Source organism: Kitasatospora sp. NPDC048239 (assembly GCF_043202015.1).
Classification (GTDB): Bacteria; Actinomycetota; Actinomycetes; order Streptomycetales; family Streptomycetaceae; genus Kitasatospora.
On record NZ_JBICZP010000019.1, the window covers coordinates 23,416 to 39,319 of the forward strand.

At 73.8% G+C, this 15,904-nt stretch carries 14 protein-coding genes; 9 read left to right on the plus strand and 5 right to left on the minus strand.

From position 1 onward, the window contains the following. Positions 1-121: 121 nt before the first annotated feature. The 7 genes from ACGFZP_RS34410 to rny all read left to right on the plus strand — a co-directional run bounded on the left by ACGFZP_RS34410 (position 122) and on the right by rny (position 8,023). The gene (locus tag ACGFZP_RS34410; RefSeq protein ID WP_392940450.1) at positions 122-1,735 is read left to right on the plus strand and encodes a S8 family serine peptidase; all 1,614 of its coding nucleotides are present in this window, start codon (positions 122-124) and stop codon (positions 1,733-1,735) included. Between the two features lie 111 nt (positions 1,736-1,846). After that, positions 1,847-2,413 (plus strand): GNAT family N-acetyltransferase, encoded by a 567-nt coding sequence (locus ACGFZP_RS34415; protein WP_392940452.1) that lies wholly within the window; start codon positions 1,847-1,849, stop codon positions 2,411-2,413. Between the two features lie 34 nt (positions 2,414-2,447). Continuing rightward, positions 2,448-2,642, plus strand: a complete 195-nt coding sequence (locus ACGFZP_RS34420) for a DUF3046 domain-containing protein (protein ID WP_387950175.1) — start codon at positions 2,448-2,450, stop codon at positions 2,640-2,642. A gap of 102 nt (positions 2,643-2,744) precedes the next feature. Then, the gene (locus ACGFZP_RS34425; protein WP_392940454.1) at positions 2,745-4,070 is read left to right on the plus strand and encodes an AI-2E family transporter; all 1,326 of its coding nucleotides are present in this window, start codon (positions 2,745-2,747) and stop codon (positions 4,068-4,070) included. A 154-nt stretch (positions 4,071-4,224) separates the two neighbouring features. After that, complete coding sequence (gene recA, locus ACGFZP_RS34430; protein ID WP_392940456.1) at positions 4,225-5,349, plus strand: recombinase RecA; 1,125 nt, start codon at positions 4,225-4,227, stop codon at positions 5,347-5,349. 7 nt (positions 5,350-5,356) lie between these two features. Further along, the gene (locus tag ACGFZP_RS34435) at positions 5,357-6,382 is read left to right on the plus strand and encodes a regulatory protein RecX (RefSeq protein WP_392940458.1); all 1,026 of its coding nucleotides are present in this window, start codon (positions 5,357-5,359) and stop codon (positions 6,380-6,382) included. A gap of 186 nt (positions 6,383-6,568) precedes the next feature. Next, complete coding sequence (gene rny / locus ACGFZP_RS34440) at positions 6,569-8,023, plus strand: ribonuclease Y (protein ID WP_392940460.1); 1,455 nt, start codon at positions 6,569-6,571, stop codon at positions 8,021-8,023. Here the strand turns inward: rny and ACGFZP_RS34445 are convergent. The 5 genes from ACGFZP_RS34445 to ACGFZP_RS34465 all read right to left on the minus strand — a co-directional run bounded on the left by ACGFZP_RS34445 (position 8,004) and on the right by ACGFZP_RS34465 (position 13,278). Continuing rightward, entirely contained in the window at positions 8,004-9,749 is a 1,746-nt protein-coding gene (locus tag ACGFZP_RS34445) for an FAD-dependent monooxygenase (protein ID WP_392940462.1), read from the minus strand. The genes rny and ACGFZP_RS34445 overlap by 20 nt on opposite strands. A gap of 107 nt (positions 9,750-9,856) precedes the next feature. After that, a complete protein-coding gene (locus ACGFZP_RS34450) occupies positions 9,857-10,708 on the minus strand; it encodes an amino acid ABC transporter permease (protein WP_392940463.1) in 852 nt (283 codons plus the stop codon). Positions 10,709-10,784: 76 nt separating this feature from the next. Beyond that, positions 10,785-11,435 (minus strand): amino acid ABC transporter permease, encoded by a 651-nt coding sequence (locus ACGFZP_RS34455; protein WP_392940465.1) that lies wholly within the window; start codon positions 11,433-11,435, stop codon positions 10,785-10,787. A 48-nt stretch (positions 11,436-11,483) separates the two neighbouring features. Beyond that, positions 11,484-12,386 (minus strand): glutamate ABC transporter substrate-binding protein, encoded by a 903-nt coding sequence (locus ACGFZP_RS34460; protein WP_392940467.1) that lies wholly within the window; start codon positions 12,384-12,386, stop codon positions 11,484-11,486. A gap of 118 nt (positions 12,387-12,504) precedes the next feature. Further along, positions 12,505-13,278: an amino acid ABC transporter ATP-binding protein gene (locus tag ACGFZP_RS34465; protein WP_392940469.1), complete on the minus strand. Its 774-nt coding sequence runs from the start codon at positions 13,276-13,278 to the stop codon at positions 12,505-12,507. Between the two features lie 384 nt (positions 13,279-13,662). Between ACGFZP_RS34465 and ACGFZP_RS34470 the strand changes: the two genes are divergently transcribed. Then, positions 13,663-14,415: a response regulator transcription factor gene (locus tag ACGFZP_RS34470; RefSeq protein WP_392940470.1), complete on the plus strand. Its 753-nt coding sequence runs from the start codon at positions 13,663-13,665 to the stop codon at positions 14,413-14,415. A gap of 6 nt (positions 14,416-14,421) precedes the next feature. Continuing rightward, on the plus strand, positions 14,422-15,864 hold the full coding sequence (locus ACGFZP_RS34475; RefSeq protein ID WP_392940472.1) for a sensor histidine kinase: 1,443 nt from the start codon (positions 14,422-14,424) through the stop codon (positions 15,862-15,864). Positions 15,865-15,904 lie beyond the last annotated feature (40 nt).

A 15,904-nucleotide genomic window follows, 5' to 3' on the forward strand; every position in this document is an offset into this window, starting at 1 on the left:
GGCGTCATTAAAAAAGGCAAAGCAGACAATTCGCTCCTATGGTGATTTCAGACCCGTGATTCCCCCGTGACCCTCGGGGCCCCTCCCGTGGACATCGGGACCGACGAGCGGAGACCGTGCGATGGCGCAGGTGCACCCGTCCGGCAGCGGTCCCGGGCACGTCCGGCGCGGCGCCCGGGGACCGGTCCGGGCGCTGCTCGCGATGCTGCTCACCGCACTGGTGGTCGGCGGCGCCGTCCCGTACGTCTCCGGGCCGGGCCGGGCCTACCTCAGCTACCTGGTGCTGGCCGAAGCGCAGGACGCGGCCGGCGCGGCCCTGGCCGGGGAGCAGACCCGGGCGGCCGGCGGGCAGGTCGTCCAGGAGTACCCGCAGATCGGGGCGGTGCTCGCGTACGCCACCGGCGGCTTCGCCGACAAGGTCCGCGCCCGGCCCGGGGTGGCCGCGGTCGGCGCCACCCGGACCGCCCCGGTGCCCGGCCCGCCGCGCCCGCTGGACGGCGCCGGGGACTTCGGCGCGGGCGCCGACCTGGCCCGCGGCGGCAGCGCGGACCGACTGGGCGGCGCCGGCAGCGCGGACGGACCTGCCCGCGGCGGCAGCGCGGACGGCCGGGACGACGCGACCGCCACCGTGCCGGACCCGGGCGAGGCCGACGCCTGGAACCTCGCCATGCTCGGCCCGGCCGGCCGGCCCGCGGGCGACGCGCCCGCCGGGCCGGGAGCCGCCCCCACCGCCACCCTGCTGACCAGCCCCGCCGCCGACCCGGGCGGCTCCTCCACCGAGGCGCTGCGCAAGGTGCTGGTCGCGGTGCTGGACTCCGGCGTCGACGACACCCACCCCGACCTGCGCGCCGCCGTCGACCCGAAGAGCTCGGCCTCCTGCGCCGACGGCCGCCCCGACGCCCGGACCGGCGCCTGGCGGCCCGACCTCGGCGTCGGCGAGAGCGGTCACGGCACCCACGTCGCCGGGATCGTCGGCGCCGCCCGGGACGGGCACGGCGTCAGCGGCGTCGCCCCCGGCGTGCGGATCGCCGCCGTCCGGCTGCTCGGCCCGCTCGGCCAGTACTACGCCGAGAACATCGTCTGCGGCATGCTCTGGGCCGCCGACCACGGGGCCAAGGCGATCAACAACAGCTACTTTGCCGACCCGTGGAAGTACAACTGCCCCGAGGACCGCGACCAGGCCGCACTGACCGCCGCCGTGGCCCGGGCCGCCGACTACGCCCGGCGCCAGGGCGCCGTGGTGGTCGCCTCGGCCGGCAACGACTCCCAGGACCTCGGCGCCGCCCGCACCGACGAGCGCAGCCCCAACGACCGGGTCTCCGGTCCGGCGCAGTCCCGGTACGTCGGCACCGAGTGCGTCCGGCTGCCCGGCGAGCTCCCCGGCGTGGTCACGGTGACCGCCGTCAACCGGGACGGCCAACCGTCCGGCTACTCCAACTACGGGCGGGGGAGGGTCTCGCTGGCCGCCCCCGGCGGGGACCCGGACGGCGGCGCCCAGGGCGCGATCGTCTCCGACTGGCCCGGCGGCCAGTACGCGGCGCTGGCCGGCACCTCGATGGCCGCGGCGCACGTCACCGGCGCGGTCGCGGTGGCGGCGGCGCTCCACCCGGACTGGGGGTCGGACCGGCTCGCGGCCCTGCTGGCCACCACCGCGTCGGCGGCCTGCCCGCCCGGCCCGTACGCCTGCGGGGACCGCCAGTACTACGGGGCCGGGACGCTCGCCCTGCCGCGCTGACCGGCTCTGCCGTCGTGGTCGCGCCGCCGTGGCCGCGCCGTCGTGGCCGGCACGGTGGCCGGGTCCGGAAAACCCGGTGACGGGCGGTACGGGGTGGGCGACGATCGGGACATGACCGTCTTCCTGACCACCGAGCGGCTGGTGCTGCGCCGCTTCACCGAGGCCGATGTCGACCACCTGGTGGAACTGGACGGCGACCCCGAGGTGATGCGCCACCTCACCGGCGGGCGGGCCACCCCGCGCGAGGTGGTGGAGCGGGAGCTGCTGCCGCTCTACTTCGAGCACTACCGGCGGTTCGGCGACCTCGGATGGTGGGCCGCCGAGGAGCGGGCGGGCGGGGCCTTCCTCGGCTGGTTCGAGTTCCGGCCGCCGGACCCGCAGGACCGGGGCGAGGTCGAGCTCGGCTACCGGCTGCGGCGCCCGGCCTGGGGGCGGGGCTACGCCACGGAGGGCGCGCGGGCGCTGATCCACCGGGGCTTCACCGGGCTCGGGGTCCAGCGGGTGGTGGCCTACACGATGGCGGTCAACGAGGGCTCGCGGCGGGTGATGGAGAAGGCCGGGCTCAGGTACGTCCGGACCTTCCAGGAGGAGTACCCCGAGCCGCTCCCCGGCAGCGAGCTGGGCGAGGTCGAGTACGCGCTGGAGGCCGCCGCCTGGCGGCCGGGCCAGGAGCCGTAGGGCTCGCCGGGCCCGGTCCGGGATACTGGTGGGCATGAGGCTGACGGAGTTCTGGCGACGGATGTACGCGCAGTTCGGCGAGGCTTACGCGGAGTCCTTCGCCTCCGATCACGTGATGAGCGAGTTGGGCGGGCGGACGGTGCGCCAGGCCCTGGAGGCGGGCTGGGAGGCCAAGGACGTCTGGCGCGTGGTCTGCGACACCCAGGGCGTGTCGGCGCTGCTGCGCTGAGCCGCCGTCCGACCGGGCCGGGCCCGCGGGCCCGGCCCGGTCGACGCTCCCGGGGCCCGGGCGGGTGTCCGGCCCCCGGACCGCATGGGTGAGACTGTGCGGGTGGAAAGCAGTGCAGAACCCCAGAATCCGGACAGGTCGCCGCAGGACGCCGAGGACGCCGAGGGGGCCGCGAGCCCGCCGCCCGCACCGGAGGCCGCCGCACCCGGCGGTCCCTCCGCGCCCGGCGGGGCGTTGGGCGCCGGAATGCCGCGCTGGCTGCCCCGCGCGATGATGCTGGCGCTGGCCATGGTCGGGCTCTTCCAGCTCGCCGACTGGGCCTTCCACCAGCTGATCGACCTCTTCGTGATGCTGCTGGTGGCCTTCTTCCTCTCGCTGGCGCTGGAGCCGGCGGTCGACCGGATGGCGGCCCGGGGCGTGCGCAGGGGCGTCGGCACCTTCCTGGTCTTCGTCGCGGTGGTGGTCGCGGTGGGCGGCTTCCTCGCCGCGCTCGGCACCCTGCTGGTCGACCAGGTCGGCAAGATCGCGGGGGACCTGCCGCACCTGCTCGACAACCTGATCCACTGGATCAACCGGACCTTCCACCAGGACCTCTCGCTCGACGAGTTGCAGAAGAAGCTGCTCAAGGACTCGGGCGCCATCGAGACCTACGCCCAGCAGGCCGCCGACAACGTCTGGGGCGTCTCCTCCACCCTGATCGGCGGGCTCTTCCAGGCCTTCACGGTCGGCCTGTTCACCTTCTACTTCACCGCCGACGGGCCCCGGGTGCGCCGGACGGTCTGCTCGCTGCTGCCGCCCGCCAAGCAGGCCGAGGTGCTGCGGGCCTGGGAGATCGCGCTCGCCAAGACCGGCGGCTACCTCTACTCGCGGGCGCTGCTCGCGGTGGCCTCGGCGCTGGCGCACTGGGTGATGTTCGCGCTGCTGGACCTGCCGTACGCGGCCGCGCTGGCGATCTGGGTGGGCGTCATGTCGCAGTTCGTGCCGACCATCGGCACCTATCTGGCGGGTGCGCTGCCGGTGCTGGTCGCACTGACGGTGGAGCCGATGGACGCGCTCTGGGTGCTGGTGTTCGTGGTGGTCTACCAGCAGATCGAGAACTACCTGCTGCACCCGAGGATCACCGCGAAGACGGTGGACGTGCACCCGGCGGTGGCGTTCGGCTCGGTGGTCGCGGGCGCCGCGCTGCTCGGCGCGGTCGGCGCGCTGATCGCCATCCCGGCGGCGGCCACCCTGCAGGGGTTCGTCGGGACCTATGTGCGCCGGTACGAGGTGGCCACCGACCCGCGGATCGACCGGGGCGCGCAGCGGCGGGCCCGACGGGAGCTGCGCCGCGAGGCGGCGCGCCGGCTGCGGCGGATGGTCGGTGCGGGTTCCGAACCGCGTTCCGGTGCAGGCCGGGGGCCGGACGACAAGGACGGGGAGAAGTAGGTCGCACGGGCCGGGCTTGAATCGAACAGATGTTCTTTGTACTCTCCGGCCAAGAGTTCTCCACGGGCCGAGCCCGGTCGGGGCCGATTGTCAGTGGGACGCGCTAGCGTCGAGGACGATGAAGCGCACAGCACAGAACCCGAGGGTGGAAGCCATGGCAGGTACGGACCGCGAGAAGGCCCTTGAGAACGCACTCGCCCAGATCGAGCGGCAGTTCGGCAAGGGCTCGGTGATGCGCCTGGGCGAGAAGGCCAACGAGCCGATCGAGGTGATCCCCACCGGATCCACCGCCCTGGACGTCGCCCTCGGCGTCGGCGGCATCCCGCGCGGCCGGGTGGTCGAGATCTACGGCCCCGAGTCCTCGGGAAAGACCACGCTGACCCTGCACCTGGCGGCCAACGCGCAGAAGGCCGGCGGCACGGTCGCGTTCGTCGACGCGGAGCACGCGCTCGACCCCGAGTACGCCAAGAAGCTCGGCGTGGACACCGACGCCCTGCTGGTCAGCCAGCCGGACACCGGTGAGCAGGCGCTCGAGATCACCGACATGCTGATCCGCTCGGGCGCGGTCGACCTGATCATCATCGACTCCGTCGCGGCGCTCGTGCCGCGTGCGGAGATCGAGGGCGAGATGGGCGACTCGCACGTCGGTCTGCAGGCCCGCCTGATGAGCCAGGCGCTGCGCAAGATCGCCGGCGCGCTGAACCAGTCGAACACCACCGCGGTGTTCATCAACCAGCTGCGCGAGAAGATCGGCGTGATGTTCGGTTCGCCGGAGACCACGACCGGTGGCCGCGCGCTGAAGTTCTACGCCTCCGTCCGCCTGGACATCCGCCGGATCGAGACCCTGAAGGACGGCACCGAGGCGGTCGGCAACCGCACCCGGGTCAAGGTGGTCAAGAACAAGGTTGCCGCGCCGTTCAAGCAGGCCGAGTTCGACATCCTCTACGGCGTCGGCATCAGCCGTGAGGGCGGCCTGATCGACATGGGTGTCGAGCACGGCTTCATCCGCAAGTCGGGTGCCTGGTACACCTACGAGGGCGACCAGCTGGGCCAGGGCAAGGAGAACGCCCGCAACTTCCTGCGCGACAACCCGCAGCTCGCCGACGAGATCGAGCGGAAGATCAAGGGCAAGCTCGGCATCGGGCCGAAGACGGAGGAGCCGGCCGAGGGCGAGGCTCCGGCGTCCGTTCCGTCCGCCGAGGCCGGCGCCAAGCCGATCACCGCGACCGCCGCCAAGACGGCCGCGGCGAAGAAGACGGCGGCGGCCGCCAAGGCCTGATCCGTTGATGCAGCACGACAGGGGACCGGGCACCGGCCCGGAGGATCCGGACGACGGCGACGACTTCGGGCCGCCGGACTGGTTCGCGGCCGTGGCCGAGCCGGAGCCCGCGCCCGCGCGTGCTCTCCCGCGCGGGGTGGAGGCGGTGGGCGACGGGCTCGGGATGGTGTCCGCGTCCGAGCTGCCCACCGGTCGGCGCCGGCGTCGTTCGGCGCTGATGGAGGAGGCGCCCCCCGGGCAGGGGGGAGAGGCGGCCGGTCACGGGGGTGCGGCCGCCTCCGCCTCCCCCGGCCTGGGGTCCGCGCGGCGGGGCCGGGCCCGGACGGGGTCCGACGACCAGGACGGCGCCGCGGTCGACGCCCCGGCCGGGCGGTCGGGGCGGAGGAGCCGAAGGGCCGCCGGCCCCGGTGGGGCCGGCCCGGCGAAGGCGGCCCGGGGAGCCGGACCGGCCGGCGCGCAGGCGTCCGCCGATCCCGAGTCGCAGGCCCGGGACATCTGCCTGCGGCTGCTCACCGGCGCGGCCAAGAGCCGTAAACAGCTGGCCGACGCGCTGCGCAAGCGGGAGATCCCGGACGAGGCCGCCGAGCAGGTCCTCAACCGGCTGGAGGAGGTCGGGCTGATCGACGACGCGGCCTTCGCCCGGGCCTGGGTCGAATCCCGGCACGCCGTCCGGGGCCTGTCCCGGCGCGCGCTCGCCCAGGAGCTGCGGACCAAGGGGGTGGCCGCCGAGCTGGTCGAGCTGGCCGTCGCGCAGCTCGACCAGGACGACGAGGCCGAGGCGGCCCGGGCCCTGGTCGAACGCAAGCTGCGGGTGACCAGGGGGCTGGAGCGACAGGCGCGGATGCGCCGACTGGTCGGCGTGCTGGCCCGGCGCGGCTACTCCGAGGGCCTGGCCTTCCGCGTCGTCCGCGAGGCCCTGGACGAGGAGGCCGCCGGATTCGGACCGTACGCCGACCTCCACGCGGACGGCTGGAGCGGAGGGGCCGGCAATGGAGAGGACGTGGACGGACCATCCGGTGACGGGTGGGAGTGACGGAGGTCCGGTGCGGGAGTTCGCCGACCCCCGGCCCAGTCTTGACCGTTTCGTAACCTGCGCTTAGCCTCGCACTCAGTGCGGGAGCACGTCGCTCACGTGTCACCAGGCCTCGGGCAGGCATGCGCGGGCCCGGTCGCGGTTGGTCCCGGCCGGTGTGCCGTGCGGGGACGGGGAGTGGGCAGGATGAGGATCGCGCTGAGCGCCGGATCGGTTGCCTCCCTGCTGGTCGTGGGCGTGCTGATCGCCGTCCTGGCCGTGACCTGGCTGATGGTCAGACGCCTGCAGGCCGCCCAGCGGCGCTCCGCCGCCGAGACCGAGCGGGCCCGGACGTGGGCCGAGGACCAGGCCGCGCAGCTGCGCGCCGAACTCGACCGGCGGGAGGAGCGGCTGTCCGAGGAGCTGCGCCGGCTGCGCGCCCAGGAGGAGGAGCTCGCCGAGCGGTCGGCGGAGGTGGAGCGGGCCCGCCGGGAGGCCGCCGAGCTGGTCGAGCGCCGGGCGCGCGCCCTGGAGCGGGCGGCCGGCCTGACCGCCGGTCAGGCGCGGGCCGAGCTCGTCCGGGCGGCCGAGTCCGAGGCCCGCCGGGAGGCCGCCGTGACCGTCCGGGAGATCGAGCGCGCGGCCAAGGAGGAGGGCGAGCAGCGTGCCCGGGGGATCGTCGCGGGGGCGATCCAGCGGTTGGCCGCCGAGCAGACCGCCGAGACGGCGGTGTCGGTGTTCCGGCTGCCCAACGAGGAGATGAAGGGCCGGATCATCGGCCGTGAGGGCCGCAACATCCGGACCTTCGAGGCCGTCACCGGGGTCAATCTGATCATCGACGACACCCCGGCCTCGGTGCAGCTGTCCTGCTTCGACCCCGTCCGCCGGGAGACCGCCCGGCTCACCCTGGAGCAGCTGGTCGAGGACGGCCGGATCCACCCGGTGCGGATCGAGCACGTCCACGAGCGCAGCCGCGAGGAGGTCGAGCGGCGCTGCGTCCGGGCCGGTGAGGACGCGCTGCTGGCCGTGCGGCTCGCCGGGATGCACCCGGAGCTGGTCCGCACCCTCGGCACGCTGCGCTACCGGGCCTCGTACGGGCAGAACGTGCTCGGGCACCTGGTGGAGTCCGCGCACCTGGCCGGGATGATGGCCGCCGAGCTGGGGGTGGACCCGGAGCCGGTGCGGCGTGCGGCGCTGCTGCACGACATCGGCAAGGCGATGACGCACGAGGTCGAGGGCAGCCACGCCGCGATCGGGGCGGAGTTCGCCCGGCGGTACGGGGAGACGGAGGACGTGGTGCACGCGATCGCGGCGCACCACGGCGAGGTGGAGCCGAAGACGGTCGAGGCGGTGCTGACCCAGGCCGCCGACGCCTGTTCGGGCGGGCGGCCGGGGGCGCGCAAGGAGTCGCTGGAGCTCTACGTCCGCCGGTTGGAGCGGCTGGAGGAGATCGCCCGGGCGCACGACGGGGTGGCCAAGGTGTACGCGATGCAGGCGGGCCGCGAGGTGCGGGTGATGGTCCGGCCGGAGGTGGTGGACGACCTCGGGGCGCAGGTGATCGCCCGCGAGGTCGCCAGGCAGGTGGCGCAGGAGCTGACCTACCCCGGTCAGATCCGGGTGACGGTGGTGCGGGAGAGCCGGGTCACCGAGGTGGCCCGCTAGGTTCGGCGGTCGGCGCGGGTTCCGGTTCGGGCTCGGGTTCGGGCTCGACGGCGGCCTCCGGTGCGCCGGCGAGCGGTACCGGGCCGCCGCGGGCCCGGTCGGCGAGCTCCTGGAGGTCCTCGGCGGCCGCGCCCTGGGTGATGCCGACCAGGTGGCCGTCAGGGCGGATCAGCAGCACGGTGTGCGGTCCGGCGCCGGGGTACTCCTCGGTGACCAGCACCTCGGCGGGCACCGGCAGCGCGGCGGCGACCTCGGCGAGTCTGGGCATCAGCCCGGCGCCCAGCCAGTGCTCGGCCGACCAGACGGCGGTGCCGGGGGCGACCAGCAGCAGCAGGAAGGTGGCGCCGAGCCGGGCGTGCAGCTGGTCGGGGGTGCCGTCGGTGGAGAGCACCGGTACGTCCGGGACGAGCACCCCGGGGGCGGTGGCGGGCAGCAGCTCGCTCAGCGTGGTGGTGGTGCGGCCGCCGCGCTGCACCGGTACCCGGCCGGGGACACCGGAGGGCGCCGCCGGGTAGGCGGGGGCGCCGCCGAAGCGGCCGGTGCCCAGCTGGCCGTCGGCGAGCATCGGGGCGTGCTTGCGGAACGAGCCGGTGAGCAGCGAGCGGCGGGTGGCCTGCCAGCCGCGCAGCGGGCGCAGCAGCGGCATGGCCTGGTCGACGGCGCGCAGCCGGGCGCCGACCGCGCCGCGCCGCTCGGCCTCGTAGCCGTCGAGCAGCGAGCCGCCGGGCTGGGGGCCGCCGGAGTGCAGGTGCCAGGCGAGGGCGAGGCGCCAGGCGAGGTTGTCGGCGTCGCGCAGCCCGTCGGCGAGGTTCTGCATGCCGAGGGCGCCGTGCAGGTGCGCGGCGTCGCCGGCGAGGAAGCAGCGGCCGCTGCGGAACCGGGCGGCGAGGCGCTGCTGGGCGGTGTGGTCGGCGGCGGCGAGCAGCTCGTAGCGGGGGAGTTCGCCGCACCAGCCGGTCAGGGCGGAGGTGACCCGGGTGAGCAGGGTGTCACCGGTGACGATGCCGGGCCAGGTGGCGTGCGGGTCGACCGTTTCGGTGGGGGCGGGCCGGCCGGGGGGCAGCCGCCAGTCGAGGCGCCAGACGCCGTCCGGCAGCGGGCGGGCGGAGGCCTCGCGGTCGCCGCGCCACGGGGGCTCGCGGTGCAGCCGGGCCTCGGTGAAGGGCAGGTCGACGCGGACGGTGGCGATGGCGTTGCGGTCCACGGCGGGGCGGCCGGGGAAGCGGATCCGCAGCAGCTTGCGGACGGCGGAGCGGGCGCCGTCGCAGCCGACCAGGTGGCTGCCGCGCCACCAGGTCTCGGTGCCGTCCTGCGGGTTGCGGGTGCGGACGCTGACGCCGTCGCGGTCCTGTTCGAGTTCGGTGACCCGGTTCAGCGGGACGAGCCTGACCAGCGGGGTGCCGGTCAGGGCGTCGCGCAGGCCGCGCTGGAGGCGGTGCTGGGGCAGGTGGAGGGCCGGGGCGTCGGCGAGGTCGATCCGCAGGACCTCCTGGCGGCGGCGCCAGATGGTGAAGGCGTCCCAGCGGGCGGAGTCCGAGACGGCCCGGGGGTAGCCGATCCGGGTCAGGAACGCGGCGGTGTCGGCGCCGAGGACGACGCTGCGGGGGCCCTCGGGGCAGAGCCCGGAGCCCTCGTCCAGGACGATGGTCGGCACCTCGTGCCGGGCGAGCGCGAGGGCCAGGGCCAGACCGACCGGTCCGGCCCCGACCACGATCACCGGGTCCATGCCGGGACCTCCGGGCATGGCCGGGCCGACGAGGGGGCGTCATATGCCGCGAGGATGGTCCCGGGTGGTGTCACGAAGAGCAATGCAACAGTTCACCTGCGTGTGCGTCAAGCAGCAGCCGATGTGCGCCGGTTCGCGCCGCGGCGGCCGCGTGCTTCGATCCACTGGGCGAGCGCGGTGAGCAGGAGGCACATCGCGATGTAGATCGGTCCGATCACCAGGACGGCGGGGATGTAGGGGAAGCCCGCGGCGTTGATCGGCTGACTGGCGATCTTCTTGCCGATGTACAGCAGCTCGGAGTAGGTGATGACGAAGCCGAGCGAGGTGTCCTTCAGGGTGACGACCAGCTGGCCGATCATCGCGGGGAGCATCGAGCGGACGGCCTGGGGCACCAGGATGGTGGTCATCACCTGGGTCTTGCGCAGGCCGATCGCGTAGGCGGCCTCGCCCTGGCCGCGCGGGACGGCGTTGACCCCGCTGCGGATGATCTCGGCCTGGACCGAGCCGTTGTACAGGGTGAGCCCGAGCACCAGGGCCCACATCGGGTCCTTGGCGAAGAACGAGTAGTAGAGCGCGACGATCAGGATCAGCAGCGGCATCGCCCGGAAGAACTGGACGAAGGAGACGGTCGCCCAGCGCACCGGCTTGTGGTCGGAGAGCTGCCCGGCCGCCAGGAGCACGCCGAGGGTGAGCGAGAGCACCGCGGCCAGCCCGAAGGCCTCCAGGGTGGACACCAGGCCGTCGAGGATCTGCTGCTGGACGGTGTTGTACTGGAACACCTCCCAGAGCTGGGCGTCGAACTGCCCGTTGTCGGCGAGGGTCGCGACGGCGTACCAGAGCAGTCCGGCGATGCCGACCAGCGAGAGCACGCCGAACAGCCGGTAGCGGGTGCGGGCGCGCGGGCCGGGGGCGTCGTACAGGACGCTGGCCGTGGCGGTACGGGTGAACAGGGAGCTCATGCGCCCGCCTCGCTTCGCTCGGCGGAGGCGGTCGCCGGGGCGCGCCGTTCCTCCGTGGTGCGTTCGGTTCGCTCGCTCATCGGGCCACCGCCAGTCGGTCTTCCAGGAAGCGGAACAGCAGGGCGACGGTGGCGCTGATCACCAGATAGGCGCAGGCCACCCAGAAGAAGATCGCGAAGATCGAGTAGCCGCGCTCGGAGAGGGTCTGCTGCACGCTGTACAGCTCGGGGACGCTGAACGCGCCGGCGATCGCCGAGTTCCTCGGCAGCGCGATGAAGACGCTGCTCATCGGCGCCAGCACGGTGCGGGCCGCCTGCGGCAGGACCACCTGGCCGAGGGTCTGGCTGAAGGTCATCCCGAGGCTGCGGGCGGCCTCCGCCTGGCCGAGCGGCACGGTGTTGATGCCGGAGCGCAGGACCTCGCAGACGAAGGAGGCGGTGTAGCTGCCGAGCGCCAGCACCGCGAAGGCGAGGTGGCTGAAGTGCACGCCGAGCGCGGGCAGTCCGAAGGCGACGGCGAAGAACAGGACGGTCAGCGGGGTGTTGCGGAAGAGCGTCACCCAGGCGGTGCCGAAGCCGCGCAGCGCCGGTATGGGGGAGACCCGGAAGGCCGCCAGTAGGGTGCCCAGCAGCAGGGCGAGCAAGGCGCTGAGCGCGCTCAGCTCGATCGTCTGCAGGAAACCGTCGCGGAACAGCGCGAAGTTGTCGTCCTCGAACAGTATGCCCATCTGGCGGCCCTCCTCTCAGAAGTGGTCAGAAATCGGTCAGGCAGGTGATCAGTAGCGGTCGAGGGCCGGCGGCTCGGGGGCCGTCGAACCGGACAGGCCGAGGGTGGCGTCGTACGCCTTCTTCCAGTCGCCGTTGTCCTGGTGCGCCTTGATGGCGTTGCTGATGGCGTCCCGCAGCACCTTGTCGTCCTTGTTCAGGCCGACGCCGTAGTTCTCCTTGGTGAACGGCTTGCCGACCACCTTGAGCTTGGGGGCGAACTTGGAGGCGTAGCCCTTGAGGATGGCGTCGTCGGTGGTGACCGCGTCGACCTCGCCGGAGAGCAGCTTCTCGACGCAGGCCGAGTAGGTGTCGAACTGGGTGATCTTCGGCGAGTACTGCTGGATGTTCTTGATCGAGGTGGACCCGGTGGCGGTGCAGACGTTCTTGCCGTTCACCGACTCCGGGCCGGTGATCGAGGTGTTGTCCGCCTTCACCAGGAAGTCCTGGCCGGCGATGAAGTACGGGCCGGCGAAGGAGACCGTCTTCTTGCGCTCGTCGTTGATGCTGTAGGTGCCGACGTAGTAGTCGATCTGGCCGTTGGAGATGGCCGGTTCGCGCTGCGAGGAGACCAGGGTCTGCCACTTGATCTGCTGCGGGGTGAAGCCGAGGTCCGCGGCGACCATCTTGGCGATCTCGATGTCGAAGCCGCTGCGGTCGCCGCTGGCGAGGTCCTCGAAGCCGAGGAACGGCTGGTCGGACTTGGCGCCGATGATCAGCTGGCCGCGCTTCTTGGCCTCGGTGAAGGCCGGCGAGTCCAGCTTGACGTCGGTCTTGACCGTGTAGGTCGGCAGCTTGGGGGCGTTGCTCGCGCTCGCGGCGGAGTCGCCGGGCGTGCCGTCCTTGCCGCAGGCGGCGGTTGCGGTGAGCGCGATGGCACAGAGCGCGACGGCGAAGGTGCGACGAGTCCTCATGAGGGTAGCTCTCCTGGGGCTGGGCCACGGGTCAACCGGGCTCTGGCGTCTTGGCGTTGCGTGCACGGATCCGGGCGGGTGGGGCCGCCCGTGATCCGATGATGCGTCAACTCGAAGGTCAGTGGTGCAGGATCTTCGAGAGGAAGTCCTTCGCGCGGTCGCTGCGCGGGGCGGTGAAGAAGGCCTCGGGGGTGTTCTGCTCGACGATCCGGCCGTCCGCCATGAAGAGCACGCGGTTGGCGGCGGAGCGGGCGAAGCCCATCTCGTGGGTGACGACGACCATCGTCATGCCCTCGGCGGCCAGCCGGCGCATGACCTCCAGCACCTCGTTGATCATCTCCGGGTCGAGCGCCGAGGTGGGCTCGTCGAAGAGCATGACCTTGGGGTTCATGGCCAGCGCCCGGGCGATCGCGACGCGCTGCTGCTGGCCGCCGGACAGCTGGGCCGGGTACTTGTCCGCCTGCGCGGCGACGCCGACCCGCTCCAGGAGCTCCCGGGCGGTCTTCACCGCCTGCTCACGGGCGATCTTGCGGACCTTGACCTGGCCGAGGACCACGTTCTCCAGCACGGTCTTGTGGGCGAACAGGTTGAAGCTCTGGAACACCATGCCGACCTCGGCCCGCAGCCTGGCCAGTTCCCGGCCCTCGGCGGGCAGCGGACGGCCGTCGATGGTGATCGTCCCGGAGTCGATGGTCTCCAGCCGGTTGATCGTCCGGCACAGCGTGGACTTGCCCGACCCGGACGGGCCGATCAGGACCACCACCTCGCCCTCGGCGATCTCCAGGTCGATGTCCTGGAGCACGTGCAGTGCCCCGAAGTGCTTGTTCACCCCGTTCAACACCACCAGCGGGGTCGACGTGGCGCTCGAGTCCTTGCTGAGGCTCGCGGTCATCGCGCCTGCTCCCTCGTGTCGGCCCGAGGGTGAACTCCCTTGGGTGGCAGTGGTGGTACGAAAGCCGGGGGCCGCAGCCGGCGGAGCCGCAGCCCCCGGTGCGGCGACCATAGGAGCCGTGACGATGCCACGTCAGCCGATCTGAGCGGAACTTGAGGATCACGATCCGGCCACACGCCGGGTGCGGACTGTTCACCGCGCGCCGTCGGGGGCACCGTGACAGCGGGCAGCCGCTCCGCCGCGCGCCGTCCCGGGGGGTTCCGGGGGATGGCCGAGCCTGGCGCCGGGCGGCCCGCTGGCCCATACTGCGCAGGACCGGGCCTGCCCGGCGGGGACCGTGAACACCGAGCGACACCCCGGGGAACTTCGGGGAGAGGAGGAACGATGAGACTGCTGCTCGTCGAGGACGACGAACGCGTCGCCGCGGCGCTGGTCGCGGTCCTGGGCCGGCACGGCTTCCAGGTCCGGCACGCCCGCAGCGGGCACGAGGCGCTCGACGCCCTGGTGCCCGACGGCAACGACCCGTACCGCGTGGTCCTGCTCGACCTCGGGCTGCCCGACCGGGACGGCTTCGAGGTGTGCAGCCGGATCCGGGCCGGCAGCGGCGTGCCCGTGATCATGGTGACCGCGCGCGCCGACATCCGCTCCCGGATCCACGGCCTCAACCTCGGTGCCGACGACTACGTCACCAAGCCCTACGACATGGGCGAGCTGCTCGCCCGCATCCACGCGGTGGCCCGGCGCGGTGCCGCGCCCGCCGCCGTCGCGGACCCCGCGCCCGACGCGGTGCCGCAGCAGCGCGGCCCGCTGGAGTCCCGCGGCATCCGGATCGACCGCGAGCGCCGCCGGGTCAGCGTGGACGGCCGCGACGTGCCGCTCACCCGCAAGGAGTTCGACCTGCTGGCGCTGCTCGCCCAGAGCCCCGGCGTGGTCTACCGGCGCGAGCAGATCTTCAGCGAGGTGTGGCGCAGCGGCTGGGAGGGCAACGGGCGCACCCTGGAGGTGCACATCGGCTCGCTGCGCACCAAGCTCGCCCTGCCCGGCCTGGTCGAGGCCGTCCGCGGGGTGGGCTACCGGCTGATCCCCGAGTCCCCGGCCGTCGCCGCGGACGCGCCCCCGGCCCGCGCGGAGCACTGACCGCACGTGCGCAACCGCCTGCTGGGCATCCTGCTCGCACTGATGCTCTGCGTCCTGGCCGCGCTCGGCCTGCCGCTGGCGGCGGCCGTCGCGGCCGCCGACCAGAGCCGGGTGGTGGTCGACCGGCTCGACGACGCGGCCCGGTTCGCCCAGGACCTCCCGATCTCGGGCGTCTCGGCCCTGGACGCCGCCCTCAAGGGCGACCTGGAGCCCGCGCCCGGCGACGTCAGCCGACGGCACGCGCTGGACGCCGAGGTGGTCCGGTACCACGAGCTCTACGGCGTGCGGATCGGCATCTTCCAGCGCGACGGCGCACCCATCGCCACCGCCCCGGCGGACTGGCGGGTCCCCGTCGGGGGCTGGGGGGCGACGGCCTTCCAGGAGGCGCTGGACGGGCGGCGCAGCCACAACCCGCCGCAGGTCTGGCCGTGGACCCCGGAGCGGGCGCTGACCATCGCGACGCCGGTGGTCCGGGACGGGGACGTGGTCGCGGTGGTGCTCAGCGAGTCGCCGACCGGCGCGATGCGCACCCGGGTGCTGCACCGCTGGCTGGTCATCGGGGCCGGGGAGGCCGCCGCGATGATCGTCGCGCTGCTGCTCGCCGTCCGGCTCACCGAGTGGGTGCTGCGCCCGGTCCGCACCCTGGACCGGGCCACCCACGACATCGCCACCGGCCGGATGAACGCCCGGGTGGCGCCCGGCGGCGGTCCGCCCGAGCTGCAGCGGCTGGCCCACTCGTTCAACGAGATGGCCGACCACGTGGTGCTCGCCCTGGACCAGCAGAAGGCCTTCGTCGCGGACGCCTCGCACCAGCTGCGCAACCCGCTGGCGGCGCTGCTGCTGCGGGTCGAGCTGCTGGGCATGGAGCTGCCGGAGGGGCACGACGAGGAGCTCGGCGGGGTCCGGGAGGAGGGCGTCCGGCTGGCCCGGGTGCTGGACGACCTGCTCGGCCTGGCCACCGCCGAGCACGCCCGCCCCGAGCCGGAGCCCACCGACCTGGCCGCGCTGACCCTGGCGCGGGTGGACGCCTGGCGGCCGGTGGCCGACCAGCGCGGCATCGAGCTGCGCTGGGACGGGCCCGCGCTGGCGCTCGGGATGGCCGACCCGATCGGCTTCGGCAGCGCGCTGGACGCGGTGCTAGACAACGCGCTCAAGTTCGGCCCGACCGGAAGCCGGGTGCGGCTGCTGGTCGCGGTGCAGCGCAAGGAGGTCGCGGTGACCGTCTCGGACGCCGGGCCCGGCCTGACCGAGGAGGAGCTGGCCCGGGCCGGCGACCGGTTCTGGCGCAGCCCGCGGCACCAGAACGTGGACGGCTCGGGCCTCGGCCTGTCGATCGCCCGCACCCTGCTGCTGGCCGGCGGCGGCTCGCTGGCCTTCGCCCCGGTGAAGCCGACCGGCCTCGCGGTGACCCTGGCGGTGCCGCGGCCCGACAAGGCCAAGCGGCTCTAGGGCAAGCGGCTCTGGGGCAAGGGCAGGCGGGGCGGCTCTG